Origin of the sequence: Nonomuraea sp. NPDC049725 (assembly GCF_040674795.1) — a bacterium.
In the GTDB taxonomy this organism is placed as follows: Bacteria; Actinomycetota; Actinomycetes; order Streptosporangiales; family Streptosporangiaceae; genus Nonomuraea; species Nonomuraea ceibae.
The window spans coordinates 81,913-103,987 of record NZ_JBFANJ010000001.1; the positions used below are offsets into that span (position 1 = coordinate 81,913).

At 72.2% G+C, this 22,075-nt stretch carries 20 protein-coding genes; 10 read left to right on the forward strand and 10 right to left on the reverse strand.

The window, feature by feature from the left end; all coding sequences use genetic code 11:
• The first annotated feature begins 59 nt into the window (after positions 1-59).
• A complete protein-coding gene (locus tag AB0J53_RS00485) occupies positions 60-1,841 on the forward strand; it encodes a bifunctional metallophosphatase/5'-nucleotidase (protein ID WP_364167478.1) in 1,782 nt (593 codons plus the stop codon).
• Here AB0J53_RS00485 and AB0J53_RS00490 read toward each other — a convergent pair.
• The gene (locus AB0J53_RS00490) at positions 1,825-3,192 is read right to left on the reverse strand and encodes an ATP-binding protein (RefSeq protein WP_364167481.1); all 1,368 of its coding nucleotides are present in this window, start codon (positions 3,190-3,192) and stop codon (positions 1,825-1,827) included. The genes AB0J53_RS00485 and AB0J53_RS00490 overlap by 17 nt on opposite strands.
• A 178-nt stretch (positions 3,193-3,370) precedes the next feature.
• Here AB0J53_RS00490 and AB0J53_RS00495 point away from each other — a divergent pair, with 178 nt between their 5' ends.
• Complete coding sequence (locus tag AB0J53_RS00495; protein ID WP_364167484.1) at positions 3,371-4,339, forward strand: NAD-dependent epimerase/dehydratase family protein; 969 nt, start codon at positions 3,371-3,373, stop codon at positions 4,337-4,339.
• A gap of 13 nt (positions 4,340-4,352) precedes the next feature.
• Here AB0J53_RS00495 and AB0J53_RS00500 read toward each other — a convergent pair whose 3' ends face one another.
• Positions 4,353-5,738, reverse strand: a complete 1,386-nt coding sequence (locus tag AB0J53_RS00500) for an MFS transporter (RefSeq protein WP_364167487.1) — start codon at positions 5,736-5,738, stop codon at positions 4,353-4,355.
• Between the two features lie 51 nt (positions 5,739-5,789).
• Here AB0J53_RS00500 and AB0J53_RS00505 point away from each other — a divergent pair, with 51 nt between their 5' ends.
• Positions 5,790-7,196, forward strand: a complete 1,407-nt coding sequence (locus tag AB0J53_RS00505) for a cytosine permease (protein ID WP_364167490.1) — start codon at positions 5,790-5,792, stop codon at positions 7,194-7,196.
• A 24-nt stretch (positions 7,197-7,220) separates the two neighbouring features.
• Positions 7,221-7,703, forward strand: coding sequence for a hypothetical protein (locus tag AB0J53_RS00510; RefSeq protein ID WP_364167493.1), 483 nt, complete (start codon positions 7,221-7,223; stop codon positions 7,701-7,703).
• On the opposite strand, the gene AB0J53_RS00515 is transcribed toward AB0J53_RS00510, so the two are convergent.
• Positions 7,642-9,441, reverse strand: a complete 1,800-nt coding sequence (locus tag AB0J53_RS00515) for an alkyl sulfatase dimerization domain-containing protein (RefSeq protein WP_364167495.1) — start codon at positions 9,439-9,441, stop codon at positions 7,642-7,644. The two genes, AB0J53_RS00510 and AB0J53_RS00515, sit on opposite strands and share 62 nt — an antisense overlap.
• Positions 9,442-9,537: 96 nt before the next feature.
• Between AB0J53_RS00515 and AB0J53_RS00520 the strand changes: the two genes are divergently transcribed.
• Positions 9,538-10,164, forward strand: coding sequence for an HAD family phosphatase (locus AB0J53_RS00520; protein WP_364167498.1), 627 nt, complete (start codon positions 9,538-9,540; stop codon positions 10,162-10,164).
• A gap of 18 nt (positions 10,165-10,182) precedes the next feature.
• The gene (locus tag AB0J53_RS00525) at positions 10,183-11,121 is read left to right on the forward strand and encodes a ribose-phosphate pyrophosphokinase (protein ID WP_219511812.1); all 939 of its coding nucleotides are present in this window, start codon (positions 10,183-10,185) and stop codon (positions 11,119-11,121) included.
• Positions 11,122-11,131: 10 nt separating this feature from the next.
• Here AB0J53_RS00525 and AB0J53_RS00530 read toward each other — a convergent pair whose 3' ends face one another.
• Positions 11,132-11,626, reverse strand: coding sequence for a helix-turn-helix domain-containing protein (locus tag AB0J53_RS00530; protein ID WP_364167501.1), 495 nt, complete (start codon positions 11,624-11,626; stop codon positions 11,132-11,134).
• Between the two features lie 100 nt (positions 11,627-11,726).
• On the opposite strand from AB0J53_RS00530, the gene AB0J53_RS00535 reads away from it, so the two are divergent.
• A complete protein-coding gene (locus tag AB0J53_RS00535; RefSeq protein ID WP_364167504.1) occupies positions 11,727-13,148 on the forward strand; it encodes an MFS transporter in 1,422 nt (473 codons plus the stop codon).
• Between the two features lie 14 nt (positions 13,149-13,162).
• On the opposite strand, the gene AB0J53_RS00540 is transcribed toward AB0J53_RS00535, so the two are convergent.
• A complete protein-coding gene (locus AB0J53_RS00540; RefSeq protein ID WP_364167506.1) occupies positions 13,163-13,918 on the reverse strand; it encodes an SDR family oxidoreductase in 756 nt (251 codons plus the stop codon).
• A gap of 93 nt (positions 13,919-14,011) precedes the next feature.
• On the opposite strand from AB0J53_RS00540, the gene AB0J53_RS00545 reads away from it, so the two are divergent.
• The 3 genes from AB0J53_RS00545 (at position 14,012) to AB0J53_RS00555 (ending at position 16,331) form a co-directional block, all read left to right on the forward strand.
• A complete protein-coding gene (locus AB0J53_RS00545; RefSeq protein ID WP_364167509.1) occupies positions 14,012-14,776 on the forward strand; it encodes a nucleotidyltransferase domain-containing protein in 765 nt (254 codons plus the stop codon).
• A 16-nt stretch (positions 14,777-14,792) separates the two neighbouring features.
• A complete protein-coding gene (locus tag AB0J53_RS00550) occupies positions 14,793-15,422 on the forward strand; it encodes a maleylpyruvate isomerase N-terminal domain-containing protein (protein ID WP_364167512.1) in 630 nt (209 codons plus the stop codon).
• 72 nt (positions 15,423-15,494) lie between these two features.
• Positions 15,495-16,331 carry an NAD(P)H-binding protein gene (locus tag AB0J53_RS00555; protein WP_364167515.1) on the forward strand — a complete coding sequence of 279 codons (837 nt, stop codon included), beginning with the start codon at positions 15,495-15,497 and terminating at the stop codon, positions 16,329-16,331.
• On the opposite strand, the gene AB0J53_RS00560 is transcribed toward AB0J53_RS00555, so the two are convergent.
• Genes AB0J53_RS00560 through AB0J53_RS00580 form a run of 5 tightly spaced genes read right to left on the reverse strand, consistent with a single transcriptional unit; the run spans position 16,310 to position 22,008 of the window.
• On the reverse strand, positions 16,310-17,314 hold the full coding sequence (locus tag AB0J53_RS00560) for an ABC transporter ATP-binding protein (RefSeq protein WP_364167518.1): 1,005 nt from the start codon (positions 17,312-17,314) through the stop codon (positions 16,310-16,312). The two genes, AB0J53_RS00555 and AB0J53_RS00560, sit on opposite strands and share 22 nt — an antisense overlap.
• The gene (locus tag AB0J53_RS00565; RefSeq protein ID WP_364167521.1) at positions 17,311-18,285 is read right to left on the reverse strand and encodes an ABC transporter ATP-binding protein; all 975 of its coding nucleotides are present in this window, start codon (positions 18,283-18,285) and stop codon (positions 17,311-17,313) included. The genes AB0J53_RS00560 and AB0J53_RS00565 overlap by 4 nt, the downstream gene beginning before the upstream one ends.
• Positions 18,282-19,163 (reverse strand): ABC transporter permease, encoded by an 882-nt coding sequence (locus AB0J53_RS00570; protein WP_364167523.1) that lies wholly within the window; start codon positions 19,161-19,163, stop codon positions 18,282-18,284. The genes AB0J53_RS00565 and AB0J53_RS00570 overlap by 4 nt, the downstream gene beginning before the upstream one ends.
• Positions 19,160-20,206 carry an ABC transporter permease gene (locus AB0J53_RS00575; RefSeq protein WP_364167525.1) on the reverse strand — a complete coding sequence of 349 codons (1,047 nt, stop codon included), beginning with the start codon at positions 20,204-20,206 and terminating at the stop codon, positions 19,160-19,162. Before AB0J53_RS00575 ends, AB0J53_RS00570 begins: the two co-directional genes overlap by 4 nt.
• Positions 20,203-22,008: an ABC transporter substrate-binding protein gene (locus tag AB0J53_RS00580; RefSeq protein WP_364167528.1), complete on the reverse strand. Its 1,806-nt coding sequence runs from the start codon at positions 22,006-22,008 to the stop codon at positions 20,203-20,205. The genes AB0J53_RS00575 and AB0J53_RS00580 overlap by 4 nt, the downstream gene beginning before the upstream one ends.
• Positions 22,009-22,075 lie beyond the last annotated feature (67 nt).

Here is a 22,075-nt window from a genome sequence, read left to right on the forward strand (position 1 = left end):
GATGAATCGTTACCTTTGCGCCATTGGCTGCATGGCTTGCGGACGTATGTTCTTGGGCCATGACGTCCCGTTCCCTCCTCCGGCTCACGATGGCCGGAGCCGTCGCCGCAGGCGGCGTCCTGCTCGCCGGCCTCCCGGCGGACGCGAGCAAGGCACCGAGGACCGTTCCGGTCCGGTTGCTCGCACTCAACGACTTCCACGGCCACCTCGAACCGCCGACCGGGTCCTCCGGGCGGATGGTCGACGAGCACGGCGCCACGGTCGAGGCCGGCGGCGCGGCGTACGTGGCGACGCACATGAAGGCCCTGGCCGACGGCAACACGATCGCGGTCGCCCAGGGTGACCTGATCGGGGCCACGCCGCTGCTCTCGGCCGCCTACCACGACGAGCCGTCGGTGGAGTTCCTGGGCAAGCTCGGCCTGGACGTGGCGGCGGTCGGCAACCACGAGTTCGACGAGGGCTACGCCGAGCTGCGGCGCATCATGAAGGGCGGCTGCCACCCGGTGGACGGCTGCTCCCCCGCCGGACCGTGGAAGGGCGCGACGTTCGACTACGTGGGCGCCAACGTGCTGTTCAAGAACCGGGACGAGCGGACCGACGCGCTCGCCGCCCTCGGCGACAGCAGCAGGTTCGGCGAGCTGCTGAAGGACTGGGGCGTGCCCGCGCTGCCGCCGGTCAGCGTGAAGTGGATGAACGGCGTGCCGATCGGCTTCATCGGCCTGGTCACGCAGACGACGCCGAACATCGTCACCGCCGAGGGCATCAAGGATCTCAAGTTCGTCGACGAGGTCAAGGCCGCGAACGTGGCTTCCAGGCTGCTCCGGCTGGTGGGCGTGGAGGCCCAGGTCGTGCTCGTGCACGAGGGCGACCAGGTGACGGCGGGCCAGTCGCCCGACGCCTGCGCCGCGATCCCGGGCGCCGGCAACCGCATCGCCACGCAGGTGGATCCCGAGGTCGACCTGGTGCTCAGCGGCCACTCGCACCAGGCGTACAAGTGCGTGGTCAAGGACCCGGCGGGGCGTGACCGGCTCTACTCGCAGGGCGGCTCGTTCGGGCGCGTGATCACGCAGGTGGACCTGAAGGTGGACGTGCGGTCGCGGGACGTCGACCGCTCCTCGGTCGTGGCGGACAACCACGTGGTGACCCGGACGGTCGCCCCGGATGCCGAAATTTCGGCGTTCGTGCAGACGTGGAAGGACCGGGTCGCCCCGGTCGCCAACCGGCCCGTCGGCACGATCACCGCCGACATCACCAACACCGCCGCCCCGTCCGGCGAGTCCGCGCTCGGCAACCTCATCGCCGACGCCCAGCTCGCCGCCACCCGGGAGGGCGGCAACGCGCAGATCGCGCTGATGAACCCGGGCGGCGTGCGCGCCTCCCTGTCGTACGCGAGCTCCCCGGCGGGCGAGGGCGACGGGACGGTCACGTACGGCGAGGCGTTCACCGTGCAGCCGTTCAACAATCTCATGCAGGTCGTCACGCTGACCGGCGCCCAGCTCAAGACCGTGCTGGAGCAGCAGTTCACCGGCGGGCCGAACAACCAGGCGTTCACCAAGATCCTGCAGCCCTCGGCGAACCTGACCTACACCTACAGCACCGGCGCCGCCTGGGGCGCCAAGGTGTCCGACATCAAGATCGACGGGGTGCCGGTGACCGGCACGCAGTCGATCCGGGTGGCGGCCAACAACTTCCTGGTCGGCGGCGGTGACGCGTTCCAGGCGTTCACCGAGGGCGCCGACCTGTGGAGCGGGCCGCTCGACATCGACGCGTTCGTCGCCTACCTGGGGCAGAACAACCCGATCGCGCCCCCCGCAACCAACCGGATCACGGTGACGGGTTAGGACGCAGCGGAAGGCGGACCACGAACCGGGTGCCCGGCTCGTGGTCCGCGACCGTGATGGCGCCGCCGTGCCGGGTGACGATCTCGCGGGTGAGCGCCAGCCCCAGGCCGCTGCCGCCCCGGTCCCTGGTGCGGCCCGCCTCCAGCCGGGTGAACCGCTCGAAGACGCGCTCGCGGTCCTCGGGCGCGATGCTGTCGCCGTCGTTGGTGACGGTGACGACGACGTGCTCGCCGTCCAGCGAGACGTCGAGGTCGACGCGGGTGTCGGCGTGCCGTACGGCGTTGTCCAGCAGGTTCGTCAGCACGCGGTCGAGCTGTGTCTGGGAGCCGAGGACGGGCGCGGGCGCGCACGGCCGCGTGTGGACGGGCACGCGGCCGGTGCGGCGGCGCTCCGCCTGGTCCCGCGCCAGGTCGCAGAGGTCGACGGTGGAGCGGGGCGCCACGGCCCCGGCGTCCAGGCGGGCCAGCATGAGCAGCTCGTCGATGATGGCCGCGAGCCGGTCGGTCGCCGCCATCGCGCGCATGCCGGTGTCGTACCAGTCGGTCTCCTCCGGGTACGCGGTCGCGTAGTCGAGCTGCGTGCGCAGGGCGGCGATGGGGCTGCGCAGCTCGTGCGAGGCGTCGGCGACGAAGCGGCGCTGGGTCTCGGCAGAGCGTTCGAGCCGGTCGAGCGTGCTGTTGGTGGTGACGGCCAGCCTGGTGATCTCGTCACCCGTGTCGGGCACGGGGACGCGGCGGCTGAGATCCCGGCCGGTGATGGCGGCGAGCTGGGCCCGGATGTGCTCCACGGGACGCAGCGCGAGCCCGACCGTGAACCAGGTGATGAGCCCGATGATGAGCAGCACCAGCGGGGTGCCGGCGAAGACGATGCCGTAGATCCACTTCAGCGCCCGGTTGACGTCGCCGAGCGACGCCGCCCCGTACACCGTGACCGGGCCTGACGGGCTGCGCACGGTCATCGCCATGACGCGGTAGTCGCCGCCGGGGTCGACGTGCGGCGGCAGGCCGGTGATGTTGCGGTCGACGGCGTAGACGTGCTCCGGCTCGGGCGGGTCGAACCCGGTCACCAGGCGCCGCTGCCCCAGCCTGCCCGCCGACAGCACCCGGCCGTCGGCCCCGACCACCTGCACGAACTGGATCCGGGCCGGGACCTCGATCTTCGGCTTGAGCGTGCCCATGCGCGCGTCGCTGGCGGTGCGGCGCACGGCCAGCTCGACCCTGGCGTCCACCTGGTCGCGCAGATTGTCGGGCACGGTGGCCACGGCGACCGTGGACGACGTGCCGAAGATCAGCGCCCCGACCAGCACCGCGATCGTCGTCAGACGCCCGCGGATCGAGCGAGGTATGAGCACGTCCAATCCCTACCCCGAACCGGACATTCATGACGTTCGACGGCGTTCCCGCCACAAATCCAGTGAGCGGGAAGCAGGAGGACGGCGGACGGGTGGGGCATGAGTTTCGCTCCTCGCGATTCCGCTGCGGGCGTGGGCCTCTGGGCGGGGCGGGGGCGGGCGGGCACAGTGGGGTCCCATGGACGTATTGCTGCTGGGCGGGACCGAGTTCGTGGGCCGGGCGTTCGTCGAGGAGGCCCAGGCGCTCGGCTGGCGGGTGACGATGTTCAACCGGGGCACGCACGAGCCGCCCCCCGGGGTGACGGCGCTGCGCGGCGACCGCACGCGGGAGGGCGGGCTGGAGGCGCTGGCGCGCGGCGAGTGGGACGTGGTGGTCGACACGTGGTCGTGGGCCCCGTCAGCGGTGCGCGAGTCCGCGGCGCTGCTGGCCGGCCGGGCGGGCCATTACGTGTACGTGTCGAGCCGTTCGGTCTACGCGCCGCCGGTGCCCTACGGGGCCGACGAGAGCGCGCCGCTGGTGGAGGCCGGCGACGAGGGCTACGCCGCGATGAAGGCGGGCGGTGAGGAGGGCGCGACGGCGGCGTTCGGCGACCGGGCGCTGCTGGCGCGGGCGGGCCTGATCCTGGGCCCGCACGAGAACATCGGCAGGCTGCCGTGGTGGCTGACGAGGATCGCCAGGGGCGGCCCGGTGCTCGCGCCGGGCCCGCGTGACCTGGGCGTCCAGTACGTCGACGCGCGTGACCTGGCGCGCTGGTGCCTCGACGCGGCGGGGCGCGGGATCGGCGGCGCGTTCGACGTGGTGAGCCCGCCCGGGTTCACCACGATGGCGGAGCTGCTGGAGACGGCCGTGCGGGTGACCGGGTCGGACGCGGAGCTGCGCTGGGTGGACGCGGAGACGATCCTGGCGGCCGGGGTCCAGCCGTGGACCGAGCTGCCGATCTGGCTGGTGGGCGAGGACCACGCGGTCATGCAAGGGGGTGACGTGTCCAAGGCCGTGGCGGCGGGGCTGAGGGTGCGGCCGGTGGCGGAGACGGTGGCCGACACGTGGGAGTGGCTGCGGAGCATCGGCGGCCGGGCCCCGATGCGCCCGGATCGTCCCTCGGTGGGGCTGGATCCGGCCGTGGAGGCCCGGCTGCTCGGCCTGTGAGGCGCGAGGAGGGTCAGCGTTCGGCCCGGCCCTTGGCGAGGTCGTAGAGGGCGGCGGTCAGGGCGACGCCGACGAAGGCCAGCACGACGAGCAGCCCGTGCCTGAAGGCGGCGGGCCAGCCGTCGCGCAGCGACCCGAAGAAGACCGACCCGGCGGCGGCGATGCCGATCGACGAGCCGAGCCGCTGCCCGGTCTGCAGCACCCCGGCGGCGCTGCCGCCGCCCGCCGGCGGCACCTCGGAGAGGCTGATCGCCTGGTTGGGCGCGATGACGAGCCCGCTGCCGATGCCCGCGACGAGCAGCGGCAGCGCGGTGGCGAGCCCGACGCCGGGGCCGGGCACGAGCACGGTGGCCCAGACGGTCGACGCGAGCCCGGCGATGACGACAAGCAGGCCGACGGCGACCACCCGCCGCCCGGCCCGCCCGACGAGCCGGCCGCCGAGCAGCGACGCCGACGCCGAGCCGAGCGCGAACGGGGTGATCGACAGCCCGGCCTGGAGCGGGCTGTAGTGGAGCCCGCTCTGCAGGTAGAGGGTGAAGATGAAGAAGATCCCGGTGAACCCGGCGAAGTAGAACAGCGCGATCGTGGTGCCGAGGCTGTAGGAGCGGCGGGCGAACAGCGCGAGCCGCACCAGCGGTTCCTTGCCGTAGGCCCGCTCCCAGGCGACGAAGCCGGCGAGCACGGCCAGAGCGGCCGGGACGAGGAGCCAGGTGGCGGGGCTCTGCCACTGGTGCTGCTGGATGACGGGCAGCAGCAGCCCGGCGACGCCCGCGCCGAGCAGCAGCACGCCGACGGGGTCCATGCTCTCGCGCCGCCCCTGCCCGCGCGGCATGGCGGGCAGCAGTTTGCGGGCCAGCGGCAGCAGCGCGAGCCCGATCGGCACGTTCACCAGGAACACCCACCGCCAGCCGTGGTCGGCGCCGAACACGGTGACGAGCGCGCCGCCGATGAGCGGCCCCGCGGCGGTGGACACGCCGATGGTGGCGCCGAGCGCGCCGAACGCCCGCCCGCGTTCGGCGCCCTGGAACATCTGCTGGATCAGCCCCGACACCTGCGGGTTGATCACCCCGGCGGCCAGGCCCTGGAGCAGCCGGGCGACGACCAGCACCGGCATGCTGGGCGCGAGCCCGCACGCGGCGCTGGCCAGGGTGAACAGCAGCACGCCCAGGACGAACAGGTCGCGCCGGCCGCGCGCGTCGCCGAGCCGCCCGGCGGGCACCAGCAGCAGCCCGAACGTCAGCGCGTAGCCGGACAGGATCCACTGCAGGCCGTCGGCGGAGGCGTGCAGGCTCTCCCTGATCGAGGGCAGGGCGACGTTGACGATGCTCACGTCCAGGCCGGACATGAACGCCGCCACGAGGCAGACGGCCAGCGCGGGCCTGCGCGGGTCAGGCGTCACGGCGGTCACATCCCCCTTTTCCGCCTCATGTACCCCGGGTACCGTCCGATCATGGACACGTTGGCGGTGGAGCGGAACGGCATCAACGCGATCCCCGAAGGGGAGCGCCGCGGCCGGCCGTCGGATCTGTTCTGGCCGTGGGCGGGCTCGAACCTGTCCCTGTTCGGGGTCGCGTTCGGCGTGTACGTGGTCGGGCTCGGGCTGGGCGTCGTCCCCGCGATCATCACCGGGGCGGTCGGCTACGCGCTCTCGTTCGGCCTGGTCGGGCTGGTGGCCGTGGCCGGGTCCCGGTCCGGGGTGCCGACGATGACGCTGGGCCGGGCGCCGTTCGGCTACCAGGGCAACAAGCTGCCCGCCGCGCTGTCGTACGTCTCGAACGTGGGCTGGGAGACCGTGCTGGTCACGCTCGCGGCGCAGGGCGGGGCGGCGATCCTGGGCCGGGTCGCGCCGGGCGTGCCGGCCACGACGGCGACGGCGGTGTGCTTCGCGGTGGCGGCGCTGGTGACGATCGCGGTCGGGGTGTACGGGCACGCGATGATCATGGCGGTGCAGCGGTACCTGACCTACGCGTTCGTCGTGCTGACCGTGATCTACATGGTGCTGATGGCGCCGCGCCTGGGCACCGCGCTGGAGGGCGGCGACGCGGGGCCGGGCGCCTGGGTGGGCGGGGTGATCTTCGCGATGACGCTGCTCGGCCTGGGCTGGGTCAACTGCGGGGCCGACTACTCGCGTTACCTGCCGTCGGCGTCGCGGCCCTCGCGGGTGGCGCTGTGGACGACGCTGGGCGGGGCGCTGCCGCCGATGGTGCTGCTGGTGTTCGGCGTGCTGCTGGCGGGCGGCGACCCGGAGCTGGCCGGCGCGGCGGCCGGTGACCCGGTGGCGGCGCTGGCGGGGGCGCTGCCGACCTGGTTCCTCCTGCCGTACCTGCTGACCGCCATCGGCGGGTTCCTGGCCGGGGCGATCATGGACATCTACTCGTCGGGGCTGTCGATGCTGGCGCTGGGCGTGCCGATCAGGCGGCACTACGCGGTGCTGATCGACGGCCTGCTCATGGTGCTCGGCGGCTACTACCTGCTGTTCGTCTCGACCAGTTTCCTGGCCACGTTCCAGGCGTTCCTGGCGATCATCGGCGTGGTGATGGCGGCCTGGGTCGCGGTCTTCCTGGTGGACCTGTGGCGGCTGCGCGACGGCGGGCGCGCCTACGACGAGCGGCTGCTGCGGCCGGGCGCGCCGGCGGTCAACTGGGCGGGCGTGGTGTCGCTGGTGGCGGCCTCGTTCGTCGGCATCGGCCTGATCAGCTCGGCCGACCCGAACATCGCGGGCCTGGTCGGCTTCCTGATGAGCGACGACCTGAAGGCGGGCACGTTCGCCTCGGCCAACATCGGCGTGGTGGTCGCGCTGGTGCTGGCGGGCGTGCTCTATCTCGCCTTCACCAGCGTGGCGCCCCGGCGGCGCTGACCTGCGCGGATTACGCTCGGCGGCATGGTGCGGCTGCTCTGGTGGGCGGTCCACGGCGCGTCGGCGGTGCTGCTGCTGGCCGCCGTGGGCGGCGACGGACGGCCCGTCGTGGCCGTCGCCGGCGTGCTGCTGGCCGCCCTCTACGCGGCCGGGCCGGTGTTCGGCAGCGGCCTGAGCCGCACCGGCGAGCGGGTCTGGCTGGTGACGCTCACCTGCGCGTGGGCGGGCCTGGCGACGCTGTCGGCGCCGTTCGCCTGGCTGGTGTTCCCCCTGTTCTTCGCCTTCCTGTACGTGCTTCCGCTGTGGGCGGCGACGTTCGCCGTGACCGTGCTGGCGTGCGCGGCCGGGGCGGCGGCGAGCTGGCACGCGGGCGGCGTGTCGGCGCCCCTGCTCGCCGGTCCGGCGGCCGGGGCGGTGCTGGCGACGCTCATGTGGGCGGGCCCGGTCACGGGGTCACGATCGCGAAGCCGGGCACGGGGCGGTCCAGCACGGCCACCAGGCGCCTGAGCACGCCCGTGTCGCCCTCCCGGTCCACGCCCTCCACGCACTTGCCCGTGAGCAGCGCGAGGAGCTGCGCCTTGGTGAGCGTGAGCGTCAGGTCGACCTCCGCCTCCGGCGGGTTCTCCTGGTGGACGAGCGCCCCGTTGGAGAGCGTCGTACGGTGCCGCTCCCCCAGGTCGGTCAGGTGCCAGTCGATCGACAGCCGCTCGTGCCAGGCCCGTGGCCCGTTGACCCGGATGGCGATCGAGTCGAAGATCTGGCTCACGCTCAGCGCCGCGATCAGGTCGGGCGAGGGCTGCGCGGCCGTGGCGGGCACGATCCCGTCGGCCAGCTCCAGCGCCCCCATCAGGTACGAGTTCCGCCAGGTGGCGTTCTCGGCGCCGTGCCCGAGCCGGGTGTAGACCTCGGCCAGCAGGTCGCGGGCCGGTTTGTTGCCCTCGTCGGCGAAGACCGCGTGGTTGAGCAGCTGGGCGGCGAAGCGCAGGTCGCCGGCGTCGATGTAGGCCCTGGCGAAGGCGACCACGGCGGCGCCGCCGCCCAGGCACTCCACGTAGCGGATGGCGCTCTGCCGGGGCGGGTGCTCCCACAGGTGGGCCGGGTTGCCGTCGAACCAGCCGAGGTAGTGCTGGTAGATGGCCTTGACGTTGTGGCCGGTCGAGCCGTAGTAGCCGTGGGTGTGCCAGACCTGCTCCAGGCCGGGCGGGAGCTGCAGGTGCTCGGCGATCTCCGGGCCGGTCATGCCCTGGTTCATCAGGCGCAGCGTCTGGTCGTGCAGGTAGGCGTACAGGTCGCGCTGCTCGGACAGGAAGCGGACGATGTTCTCGCCACCCCAGGAGGGCCAGTGGTGGGAGGCGAAGGCCACGTCGGCGGCGTCGCCGAACAGCGTGATGGCCTCGGTGAGGCAGTGCGTCCAGCGGCGCGGGTGGCGCACCGGGGCGCCGCGCAGCGACAGCAGGTTGTGCTGGTTGTGGGTGGCGTTCTCGGCCAGGAAGAGCGCCCGGCGGTCGGGCAGCAGGAACGACATCTCGGGTGGCGCGTCGGCGCCGGGCGCGAGCTGGAAGCTGAACCGCACGCCGTCGACGGTCTCCTCCTGGCCGGTGCGCGTGACGTACAGGGTGGGCGGGATGAGGGAGATCGTCCCGGTCGAGGAGGCCATGCCGAGGCCGGCGCCGACCTGGCCCCACGGTGACCTGTCGAGGGCGGGTCCTTCCATGTAGACAGCGCGGCGGGTCATGGCGGGCGCGGCGTAGACGCTCTCGGCGGCGGCGTGTTCGAGGAAGCCCTCCGGGGCCAGGATGGGCACGCCGCCGCCGGTGACGCCGCGTACGCCGCCGAAGTGGTCGGCGTGCGAGTGCGTGTAGACGACGCCGGTGACCGGGCGTTCGCCGCGATGGTCCTGGTAGAGGCGGAGCGCGGCGGCGGCGCACTCGGTGGAGATGAGCGGGTCGACCACGACGACCCCGGTGTCGCCCTCGACCAGGGTCATGTTCGACAGGTCGAGCCCGCGGACCTGGTAGATGCCGTCGGCCACCTCGTACAGGCCCTGCCTGGCGCAGAGCTGGCCCTGTCTCCACAGGCTGGGGTGGACGGTCTCGGGGCAGTCGGCCTGGAGGAAGGCGTAGGCGTCGTTGTCCCAGACGACCCGGCCGTCGACGTCCTTGACCACGGCCGGGGTCAGACCGGCGATGAACCCGCGATCCGCGTCCTCGTAGTCCTGGCGATCGTGGAATGGAAGGTCGGCCATGCCGGGTGCATGCCCCAAAATCACCACAGACAGGGCCAAAGGTCGGGCAATACGGACAAAAGGCGGATGTGATTTGCTGGGCCCATGAAAGCGTGCGTGTTCGATCTCGACGGGGTGCTCGTCGACTCCGAGCCGGTGTGGGAAGAGGTGCGGCGGGCCTTCGTCGCCGACCACGGCGGCGTGTGGCAGGACGACACCCAGTCCAGGCTCATGGGCATGAGCACCGGCGAATGGGCCGCCTACCTGCACGAACTCGGCGTGGACCTGCCGCCGGCCGAGATCGCCAGGCGCGTGATCGAGCAGATGGCGGCCCGCTACCGCGACGGCGTGCCGCTGATGCCCGGCGCCACCGAGGCCGTCCGGCGGCTGGCCGCATCCGTGACGCTCGGCCTGGCCAGCTCCTCGCCCCGGGCGCTGATCGACGTGGTGCTCGACGCCAGCGGCCTGACGAGCTGCTTCACGGCCACCGTGTCGACCGAGGAGGTCGCGCGCGGCAAGCCCGCCCCCGACGGCTACCTGGAGGCGGCCCGCAGGCTCGGCGTCGACCCGGCGGACTGCGTGGCCGTCGAGGACTCCAGCAACGGCCTGCGCTCCGCCGACGCGGCCGGCATGCGCGTGATCGCCGTCCCGCACCCGCGCTACCCGCCCGCGCCCGACGCGCTGGCCCTGGCCTGGCGCGTCGTCGACGACCTCGGCTCGCTCACGCCCGGCCTGCCGGCCTGACTGTAGGGTGTGGGAATCGTGCGAGACATCACGGTTTTCAGCGGGAGTGCCCACCCGGAGCTGGCTGAGGAGATCTGCGCCCAGCTCGGCACCCCACTCCACCCGGTCAAGGTCGACCGCTTCGCCAACGACGTCATCGAGGTCCAGCTCCAGGCCAACTGCCGCGAGCGTGACGTGTTCCTGATCCAGCCGCTCGTGCCGCCCACCCAGGAGCATCTGGTCGAGCTGCTGCTCATGCTCGACGCCGCCCGGGGCGCCTCGGCGGCCAGGACGACCGTGGTCATGCCGCACTACGCCTACGCGCGCTCCGACAAGAAGGACGCGCCGCGCATCTCGATCGGCGCGCGGCTCGTCGCCGACCTGATGGCGACGGCCGGAGCGGGCCGGGTGCTGACGATGACGCTGCACTCCCCGCAGGTGCACGGCTTCTTCAGCGTCCCCGTCGACCACCTCCACGCGCTGCGGGAGCTGGCCGCGCACTTCCGGCGCTACGACCTGTCCGACACCGTCGTGGTCTCCCCCGACCTGGGCAACGCCAAGGAGGCCGCGCACTTCGCCCGCCTGATCGGCGCGGGCGTGGCGATGGGCGCCAAGCAGCGCTTCGCCGACGACCGGGTGGTGATCAGCTCGGTCATCGGCGACGTGGCGGGCAAGGACGTGATCATCCTGGACGACGAGATCGCCAAGGGCAGCACGGTCATCGAGCTGCTCGACCGGCTGCGCGAGCGCGGCGTCCGCTCGGTGCGCGTGGCGTGCACCCACGGGCTGTTCGCCGACGGCTCGATCGAGCGGCTCAGCGCGCTGCCCGAGGTCGAGGAGATCGTGTGCACCAACACGGTCCCGCCGCCCAAGCCCAGCGACAAGCTCACGGTGCTGTCGGTCGCCCCGGCGCTGGCCGAGGCCATGCGCCGGATCCACTGCGGCGAGTCGGTCAGCGCCCTGTTCGGCACGTCCTGACGCCTCGGGCTCAGCGGGAGCCCGTCAGCACGCTGCGGGCGATCTCGGCCCGCCTGCCCGCGTCGGCCTCGGCCGCCTCCTGCTCGGCCAGGACGCGGGCGTCGTAGGCGGCGCGGGCAGTGGCGATCTCGTTCTGGTGCGACTCGGTCCAGGTGACCAGCTCGCGGATGGTGGAGTGCAGGGTCGCGCCCAGCGACGTCAGCTCGTAGTCGACGCGCGGCGGCACGGTCGGGTGCACGGTCCTGCTGACCAGCCCGTCGCGCTCCAGGTGGCGCAGCGTGCGCGTGAGCATGCGCTGGCTGACCCCGTCGATCATCCGGCGCAGCTCGCTGAAGCGCAGGCTGCGCCGGTCGAGCAGCGCGATGACCAGCAGTGACCACTTGTCGGCCACGCGGTCGAGGATCTGCCTGACCTCGCAGTCCTCGCGGGTGTCCCACTGCAGGACGTCGTAGTCGCCGCCGGTGTCCCCGCAGTAACCGAGGGACTGTGAAGTGCCGTCTTCCATGACACCTCATGGTGCTCGACGATGCTGCTGGTTACAAGAGGGAACCGGCATGCTGTTGAGTAACCGTGACCGGTTCCGTGCTGTCGAGAGGAATGGAACCGTGTCCACACCTGTGCACACCCGCATGGACGCACGCGCCTGGGGCGTGCTCCTCGTCCTGGCGGGAGCCGTCTTCCTGGAAGGGATCGACGTGGCCATGCTGAACGTGGCCCTGCCGTCGATCCGGGCCGACCTGGGCCTGTCCACCGGCACGCTCAGCGGCGTCGTCAGCGCGTACGTGCTCGGCTACGGCGGATTCATGCTGCTGGGCGGCCGGGCGGCCGACCTGCTGGGCCGGCGCCGGATGTTCCTGTTCTGGCTGGCCGTCTTCCTGGCCTTCTCCGGTCTGGGCGGATTCGCGACCGAGGGGTGGATGCTGCTCGTCGCCCGGTTCGTGACCGGGGTCGCCGCCGCGTTCATGGCCCCGGCCGGGCTGTCGCTGATCACCGGCACCTTCCCGGAGGGGCCGCAGCGCACCAAGGCGCTCGGCGTGTACGCCGGGACGGCGGCGGGCGGCTTCTCGCTCGGCCTGGTCGCCGGTGGGCTGCTGACCTCGATCGGGTGGCGCTGGGTGTTCTTCGCGCCGGTGATCATGGCGGCGCTGATCCTGGCCGCCGCGCTGATCCTGATCAAGGAGACGCCGGCGCCCGAGCGGCCCGCGGGCGGGTTCGACCTGGCCGGCGCGTTCAGCATCACCGGCGCCATGCTGCTGCTGGTCTACGGCGTGGTCCGGCTGGAGCACCCGGGTGACGGCCTGGCGTACACGCTCGGCGTGTTCGGCGCCGGGCTCCTGCTGCTGGTGGCCTTCGTGCTGATCGAGCGGCGGGCCGCCAACCCCCTGGTGCGGCTGGGCATCCTGCGCTCGGGGCCGCTGGTGCGGGCCAACCTGGGCGCGCTGCTGTTCCTGGCGTCGTTCGCCGGGTTCCAGTTCGTCGCCACCCTCTATCTCCAGGAGGTGCGCGGCTGGAGCAGCCTGCAGACGGGGCTGGCCATGCTGGTGATCGGCATGGACACCGTCCTGGCCCCGACGCTCACCCCGAGGCTGGTCAACCGCTTCGGCAACGCCCGCGTGCTGTTCGGCGGGCTGGTGGTGGCCGCGCTCGGCTACGCGCTGTTCCTGCCGATCGGCATGGACTGGACGTACGCCGCGATGCTGCCGACCATGCTGCTGCTCGGGCTGGCGTTCTCGCTGGCGTACGGGCCGCTGACCATGGCGGCCACCGACGGCGTCGCCGAGCACGAGCACGGCCTGGCGAGCGGGCTGCTCTACACCGCCTTCCAGTTCGGCACCGCGCTCGGGCTGTCGGCGGTGACCGCCGTGAGCGTGGCGGCGCTCGGCGGCGCGGCCACGCCGGAGGCGGCGCTGGATTCGCTCCGGCTCGCCCTGCTCGTCCCGGTGGGGGCGGCGGTCGCGGGCGTGGTGATCGCGGCCTTCGGGCTCCGGCGCCGCGCCGGCGTCCGGCCCGCCACGGCGCCGGCCTGAGCCCGGCGTGCCGGTCAGGCCATGCCGCCGTTGCTCTTCAGGAGCTGGCCGTTGATCCAGCCGCCCTGCGGCGAGCAGAGGAACTCCACCAGGTGGGCGGTGTCCTGCGGGGTGCCCAGGCGGCCGAGCGGCGTGGCGTCCAGGCAGGCGTCACGCACCTCGTCCGACATCCAGCCGGTGTCGACCGGGCCGGGGTTGACGACGTTGGCGGTGATCCCGAGGTGGGCGAACTCGTGGGTGGCCGCCAGCGTGATCCGGTCGAGGGCTCCCTTGCTGGCGCCGTAGGGCAGGTTGTGCACGGTGTGGTCGCTGGTCAGGCTGATGATGCGGCCGGTGCCGTGCGCGCCGCGGAAGCGGCGGCCGTACTCGCGGACGAGCAGCCAGGTCGCGCGGGCGTTGACGGCGAAGTGCCGGTCGAAGCTTTCGACGGTGGTGTCGAGCAGGCCGGAGTCGACTGATTCGCAGTGACACATCACCAGCGCGGTGACCGGGCCCAGGCGTTCGGCGGCGTCGAAGATCCGGGTGGCGGCCTCGGGGTCGGCGAGGTCGGCCTCGACCGCCACGGTGGCCGCGCCGCGTCCGGCCAGCTCCCGGTCGATCTCCTCGGTCGCGCCCGGCTCGGCGCCCCAGGCCATGCGTTCGTCGTACGGGTGCCAGTAGGTGAAGGCGAGGTCCCAGCCGGCGTCGGCCAGGCGCAGGGCGATGCCGGCGCCGATGCCGGTGGTGCGCCCCACCCCGGTCACCAGGGCGAGCGGGCGTTCAGCGGTCATGAACCCGATCGTTTCGGGCGCCCCCGGCACCCGGCAACCGGTTTTACCGGCCGCCGTATGGATGGGCGGCGGCTGATCGTTCACAGTGGCAGCATGCACACTTCCACGGAGCTTCTGCTGACGCGCTTCCTCGCGGAGGTCGGGCCGGTCGTGCCGCTCGTGGCGCTGTGGGCGCACGGGTCGCTGGCCAGGGGCGACTACCAGCCGGGCCGGAGCGATCTGGACTTGGTCGCCGTGGTGGAGAGGCCGCTCACCGACGCAGAGCGCGGCCGGCTGGAGGCGCTTCACCAGGGGCTCGACCTGCCGCTGGCCGGGCAGTTGCACTGCTCCTACCTGCCGGTGGCGCGGCTGGCCGATCCGGGCGAGCGGCACGTGACGTGGGCGATGGCGGAGCTGTTCGAGCGGCCGGTCACCGCCGTCACCCGCCGCGAGCTGCTGACGGGGGCGCTGGAGCTGTACGGGGAGCCGCCGGACGCGCTGATCCCGCCGGTGTCCGACGGCGAGCTGGCCGACTTCGTCCGGGCGGATCTGCGTGACTTCTGGCTGGTCAAGGTCGGCGGGCGGCGGCGCTGGCTGCGCGAGGTGTGGGTGGACCTCGGCATGGTGACGGTGGCGCGGGCGACGGTGACGCTGCGGGACGGGCGGCTGATCACCAAGCGGGAGGCGCTCGACGTGCTGGCCGAGCTGGGCGCGCCGGACGTGGTGGTGGCCGACATCCGCGCCAGGCGGTACGGGACACCGCCGCCGGTGCTGAGCCGGTTCCGCAGGGCGAAGCTGGCCCGGCGGTTCATCCGGGACGCGATCACGCGGACCGCCAGGGATAACCTGGGCGAAAACACCGCAATGAAGACGCAATGAGGGGATATCACCACCCATGGGGGAGATCAGGAACGCGTACGTGACGGCGGCCGCTTCGGCGGCGGCGCTGCTGCGGGACCCCGCCGTCGCGGCGGCCTGGGACAAGCCGAGCGCGCTGACCGAGTTCAGCGTCGGCGGGCTGGCCGGGCACCTGGCGCAGCAGCTCGTGCGCGTCGACGGCGCGCTGGCGAGCGAGGGGGCCGGGGAGCCGATCCGGCTGCTGGAGCACTACACGCGCTCCCCGTGGGTGCAGGAGGGCCTCGACCACGAGAGCAACGTGAACATCAGGCGCGGAGGCGAGCAGGCCGCCGCCCGTGGGGCCGAGGCGCTGGCGGCGGCCACGGAGGAGCTGCTCGACCGGCAGCGGGCCGCGCTCGCGGCGGAGCCCGCCGACCGGGTGATCGACCTGCCGAACTGGTCGCTGCTGCTGGACGACTTCCTGCTGACCCGGCTGATCGAGCTCGTGGTGCACGCCGACGACCTGGCCGCCAGCGTCGGGGTGCCGACTCCCGAGCTGCCGCCGCAGGTCGTGGAGCCGGTCGTCGAGATGCTGGCGCGGCTGGCCGTGCACCGGCACGGCGCGACCGCGGTGATCCGCACGCTGAGCAGGGCCGAGAGGGCTCCGGCGGCGATCAGCGCCTTTTAGTGGAATGAAACGTTCTGTTCTGCTATTCTGAGATCAGAACGTTCCGTTCCGCACTGCTAGAAGGAGCATGCCATGACTTTCCTCGTCACCGGAGCCACCGGGACCGTCGGCCGCCTCGTCGTGGAGGAGCTCCTGCGCGCCGGCCACAGCGTCCGGGCCCTGACCAGGGACGCCGCCAAGGCCGATCTGCCCGAGGGCGTCGAGGTCGTCGAGGGCGACCTGGCCAGGCCCGAGACGCTGGCCGCCGCGTTCGACGGCGTCGAGGCCGCGCACCTGATCAACTTCGCCGGCGACGACTACGCGCCCCTCCAGCACGGCGACCGCATCGCCGCGCTGGCGGCGGAGGCCGGGGTGAAGCGGGTGACCGTGCTCGGCGGGCGCGCCGACGGCGCGCTGGAGCAGGCCCTGGCCGCCACCGGCATGGAGTGGACGCTGCTGCACCCGGTCGAGTTCATGTCCAACACGCTCAAGTGGTGGACGCACTCCGTCAGGAGCGAGGGCGTCGTCCGCGAGCCGTTCGGCGACCGGCTCAGCGCGATGGTGCACGAGCGCGACATCGCCGCCGTGGCCGCGACCGTGCTGGCCGAGGGCGGGCGCGGCGGCGAGAGCCTGACGCTGACCGGCCCCGCCGCCGTCACCACCGCCGAGAAGGTCCGGCTGCTGGGCGAGGCCCTCGGCGCCGAGATCCGCTTCGTCGAGCTGACCGAGGACGAGGCCCGCGCCCAGTGGCGCTCGTTCGGCATGGGCGAGGAGACGATCGCGTTCCTCATCGACGCCCTGGGCAACACCCCGGACGTCGGCAAGACCGTGGTCCCGACCGTCGAGCAGGTCACCGGCAGGCCCGCCCGGAGCTTCGCCGAGTGGGCCGCCGAGAACGCGGCGGCCTTTCAGCCCGTGGCGTCCGCGTAGTAGCAGGCCGCCTGCGCGGCGGCCGAAGCGGGCAGGATGTCGAGCAGTTCACCCCTGCACCGGGCGTCCACGCCGGCCTCGGCCGCCTTGCCGGAGGCGAGCACCTGGCAGCGGGCGTGGAAGCGGCAGCCGCCCGGGATGCGGGTCGGGTCCGGCGGCTCGCCCGTCAGCACCACCCGTTCGGGCGACTCGGGCAGCACCGACAGCAGCGCCTGCGTGTAGGGGTGGCGCGGCGCGGTCAGCACCTGCTCGACCGGCCCCGACTCGACGATCCGGCCCAGGTACATCACCGCCACCCGGTCGGCGATGTTCCACGCCAGGCCCAGGTCGTGGGTGACGACCAGCGCCGACAGCCCCAGCTCGTCCCGGAGCTTGAGCATCAGCGCCAGGATCTCGCCGCGCACCGAGGCGTCCAGCGAGGCCACCGGCTCGTCGGCGATCAGCACCTTCGGGTTCAGCGCCAGCGCACCGGCGATCACCACGCGCTGCCGCTGGCCGCCGGACAGCTCGTGCGGGTAGCGCAGCAGGAACCGCTCCGGCGGGCGCAGCCCGGCCCGCGAGAGCGCCGAGTTCACGATGTCGGCCTCGTCGGGCAGGCCGTGGATGCGCGGCCCCTCGGCCACCGCCTCGTAGACGGTGTGCCGCGGGTTGAGCGAGCCCGTCGGGTCCTGGAGGACGAGCTGCACCTGCCGGCGGTACTCCTTCAGCGCCTTCGAGCCGTACTTCAGCGGCCGGCCGTCGAAGTGGACGGTGCCCGCCGTGGGCTTCTCCAGGCCGAGCAGCGTGCGGGCGAGCGTCGTCTTGCCGCAGCCGGACTCGCCGACCAGCGCCACGATCTCGCCCTCGCCGACCGCGAGGTTCACGCCGTCGACCGCGCGGGCCCGCCGCCCGCGCGAGGCGAACTCCACGCGCAGGTCACGGGCTTCGAGCAGGGTGCGGCGGGCCGTGCTCACGGTCTCCGCCGGTGCTTCGGTCTCGGTCATGAGGCCTCCTCCTTCGCCCGTACGTGCACGCAGGCGGCGCTGCGGCGGTCACCGGCGGGCCACAGCTCGACGTCGAGCGACGAGCACTCCTCCAGCGCGACCGGGCAGCGCGGGTGGAAGGCGCAGCCGGACGGCAGGTGCATGGGGTCGGGCGGGTCGCCGCCGAGCCCCTTGGGCGCCAGCCGGGAGACCGGGTCGCCGACCGTGGGGAACGCCGCCGCCAGCGCCCTGCTGTAGGGGTGCTTGGCGTCGTGGAACACCTCGCGCGACGGGCCGTGCTCGACGACGCGGCCCGCGTACATGACCGCGAGCTGCCCGCACACGTCGGCGAGGACCGACAGGTCGTGCGAGATCATGATGAGGGAGATGTCGTGCTCGGCGACCAGGTCCTTGATCAGCGTCAGCACCTGGGCCTGGACCATCACGTCGAGCGCGGTCGTCGGCTCGTCGGCGATGATCAGCTTGGGCGAGCAGGCGAGCGCCATCGCGATCATCACGCGCTGGCGCTGCCCGCCGGACAGCTCGTGCGGGTAGCTCTGCGCCCGCCAGGCGGGCATGCCGACCTGGCCGAGCAGCTCGGCCACCCGCTTGTCCGCCTGGTCGGGCTTGGCCAGGCCGTGCACCAGCATCGGCTCGGCGATCTGCTCGCCGATCCGGCGCACCGGGTTGAGCCCGTGCTGCGCGCCCTGGAACACGATCGAGGCCTCCGCCCAGCGCACCGCGCGGAGCCGGCCCCACTTCATGGTCAGCACGTCCTCGCCGCCGAGCAGGATCCGGCCGCCGACGCGCGCGTCCCGCGGCAGCAGCCGCAGCAGCGCCATGGCCAGCGTCGACTTGCCGGACCCCGACTCGCCGGCGACCCCGAGCGCGGCGCCGCTGTCGAGCGACAGCGACACCCCGCGCACGGCGGGGACCTCGCCGGAGGCGATCCGGTACGTCACCGAGACGTCGTCCAGTTCGAGGAGGGTCATGCGCCCGCCTTCCGCAGTCGCGGGTTGAGCACGGCCTCCAGCGCCCGGCCGCACAGCGTGAACGCCATGACGACCGCGACGATGCACAGGCCGGGAATCAGGATGTACCACCAGGCGCCCGAGGTGGCCGCGCCCCAGTCGTAGGAGCCGCGCAGCATCGTGCCCCACGAGGTCTTGTTCGCGCTGACGCCGAGGAAGGCCAGCGTGGACTCGGTGACGATGGCGCTGGCGACCTCCAGCGTGGTGCTGGCCAGCAGCAGCGGCGCCACGTTCGGCAGCACGTGCCGGGTGGTGACGTGCCAGTGGCCGGCGCCGAGCGCCTTGGAGCGCTCGATGTACGGCCGGGCCTCGACGGCCAGCGTCTGGGCGCGGATCAGCCGGGCGGTCGTCGGCCAGGTGGTGACGCCGATCGCCATGATGATCGTGAACGTGCTGCCGCCCATGATGGCCGCCAGCACCAGGGCCGTGACCAGCGAGGGCAGCACCAGGAACCAGTCGGTCACCCGCAGGATGACCGCGCTGACCCAGCCGCGGAAGTGCCCGGCGGCGATGCCGAGCACGGTGCCGATCAGCATGCTGACCAGCGCCGCGAGGAAGCCGATGAGCAGCGACGTGCGCGAGCCCCACCACACCATGAGCAGGATCGAGCGGCCCGACTCGTCGGTGCCGAACGGGAACTCCAGGCTGGGCGGCTGCATCGGCTTGCCGGGGGCGTTGACGACGCCGGTGACGCTCTGGTCGATGAACAGCGGCGCGACCACGGCCAGCAGCGCGGCGACGACCAGGATGACCAGGCCCACGACGCCGGCCCGCTGCCTGCTGAAGTCCTTCCAGAACCGGGTCAGCGACTGCCGCCTGCGTGCCGACGCGACGCTCATGCCGACCTCACCCTCGGGTCGAGGATGTGGTAGATCACGTCGGCCAGCGTGTTCATGATGATCACGGCGACCGTGATGAGCATGAACGTGCCCTGCATCAGCGTGAAGTCAGGCACCCTGACCGCCTCGTAGAAGAGCTGCCCGAGGCCGGGCCAGCTGAAGATGGTCTCCACCGTGACCGCGCCGCCCACGACGAAGCCGACGCGCATGAACACCAGCGTGACCGTCGGGAGCAGCGCGTTGGGCACCGCGTGCCGCCGCCGCACGTCGTCGTCGCGCAGGCCCTTGGCCCGGGCGGTGGTGATGTAGTCCTGGCCCACCTCGTCGAGCAGGGACGAGCGCATGACCAGCAGGTACTGGGCGTAGACCACGCCGACCAGGGTGATGACGGGCAGCACCATGTGGTGCGCGACGTCGAGCACGTAGGCGAACCCGTCAGGCGCGTCGACGCTCTGGATGCCCCGCGACGGGAAGATCTTGAGGTAGGCGCCGAACACCAGCAGCAGGAGCAGCCCGAGCCAGAACGTCGGCACCGACCACAGCACCAGCGAGGTGCCGGTGGAGAACCGGTCGAACCGGCTGCCGTGGCGCCACCCGGCCCGCATGCCCTGCCAGATGCCGAGGCTGACCGCGACCGCGAGGCCGACGCCCGCCAGCAGCAGCGTGGCGCCGATCCGGTCCCCGATGAGGTCGAGCACCGGGCGCTTGTACTCGTAGGACATGCCGAGGTCGAAGCGGAGCGTGTCGCCCAGGAAGTTGAGGAACTGGTTGATCAGCGGCTCGTCGAGGCCGAGCCTGCGGCGTTCCATGTCCAGTTGCTCGGGGGTCATGTTGCGTCCCTGGGCCAGGGCCCGTACGGGATCTCCCGGGAGCAGCCGGAACAGGAAGAACGTTCCGATGATCACCATGGCGATGCTGAACAACGCCCCGCCGGCCTTCGACAGCGCGTAGCGCAGGATGCCGTGGCGGGCGGGGCGGTGGTCCTCAGCGGGGCCCGCCGCCTGGGAGGCGGCGGGTTCCACTGCTTCGAGAGGTGCTGTCATTCTCGGTCGTCCGCGGCACTCTTACGCCGCCTGGTGAGGAAGAAGGCTCCGAGGCCGATGACCACCACGGCCCCGACCACGCCGGCGATCAGGCCGGTGTTGGAGCCGCCCTCGGCCTCGGCGGCGGCCGGCTCGACGGCCTCCAGCGAGTAGAACGGCCAGAAGCTGCTGGCGCCGTACAGGATGCCGTCCTGCTCGGGCACCGAGGTGACGCTCTTGATGCGGTCCTTGCGGTAGCCCTCGAGGTCGTTGGTGTAGTAGATCGCGATGACCGGGGCGTCGGTGTAGAGGCGCTCCTGCATCTGCTTGATCAGCTCGGCGCGCTTGGGCCGGTCGAGCTCCTTGAGCTGCTCCTGGTAGAGCTTCTCGAAGGTCTCGTCGCAGTAGAACGACTCGGTGCCGCCGCCCTCGCCGGACGGGGTCGGCCGGCGGCTGCACAGGTGCGTCGCCAGGACCTCCTCCGGGTCGGGGTTGACCGACCAGCCGCTGATCGCGATGTCGAACAGGCCGGTGACGCCGGTCTCCTCGGTGAACTTGCTGGAGTCGAGCTTCTTGGTGGTCAGCGTGATGCCGATCTCCTTGAAGAACCCGGTCAGGTATTCGGCGAGCTTGTCCTCGATCGGGGTGTCGGTGTGGATGCTGAAGCGGAACTCCAGCTTGCGGTCACCGTCGGGCATCGTGCGGACGCCGTCGGCGCCCTTCTTGTAGCCGGCCTCGTCGAGGATCTGGTTGGCCTTGGCCGGGTCGTAGGTGACCTTGGTGTCGCCGCCGGCCTCCCAGAAGAAGTCCGTGTACATGGGCGGCACGATCGAGCCGTGGGCGGGCTTGGCCAGGCCGTTCTGCACCTCGGCGACGAGCTTGTCCTTGTCGATGGCGTAGTGCAGCGCCTGGCGGACCTTCTGGTCCTTCAGCGCCGGGTGGCCGTCGCCGACGGGCTTGTCGTCGGTGGTGGTGGCGCCGTGGTTGATCTGCAGGTAGTTGGCGCGGCGGCCCTGCTGGTTCCACTGGACGATGTTGGGGTCGCCCTTGAGCGCCTCGAACTCCGGCGGGTTGAGCCGGCCGATCAGGTCGATCTCGCCGTTCTTCAGGCCGACGATCGAGGCCGCGGGGTTGTCGTAGAAGATGACCTGAAGCTCGTCGATCTTGGGGGCGCCCCGCCAGTAGTTGGGGTTGGCCTTGAGCTTGACGTACTGGTCCTTCTTGTGCTCGACGGCGATGTACGGGCCGCTGACCACGGCCGGGTACTGGTCGCCGGAGAACTGGCCGAGGTCGGTGACCTTCTCCCACACGTGCTTGGGCATGATCGGGATCGGGTTCTCCAGCATCGAGGCCTGCGGGGCCTTGAGCTTGATGACCAGGTCCTGGCCGTTGGCCGTGACGCTCTCGAAGTTCTCGACGGCGGGGCCGTTGGCGGTCTTGGCCGCGTCGTCGGTCATGATCTTGTTGAACGTCCAGGCGGCGTCCTCGGCGGTGACCGGCTGGCCGTCGGACCACTTCGTCTGGCGGATCTTGAACGTCCAGGTGAGGCCGTCCTCGGACGTGGTCCACGACTCGGCCAGGTCGGGGCTCGGCTTGAGCGTCTTGGAGTCGGGCACCGTGAGGAACCCGTACATCCAGCGGTGGATCGAGGTGGAGACCAGGCGGACCGCGAGGAAGGGGTTCATCGAGTCGACGGCCTGGGTGGCGCCCACGCGTACGATCTTCTTCCCCGCCGCAGGGTCCTGCGCTAGGGCCGCTTGGCCCTGCCCGGCTACCAACAGCGCGACGCCCAGCACAGCCAGGCGCGCGAGCCATTTCCTCATGAGTGCCTCACCTTCAGGCGGGGGGTTATCTGTGTAGAGCACGGCACACCATAGGAACGTCGCATGT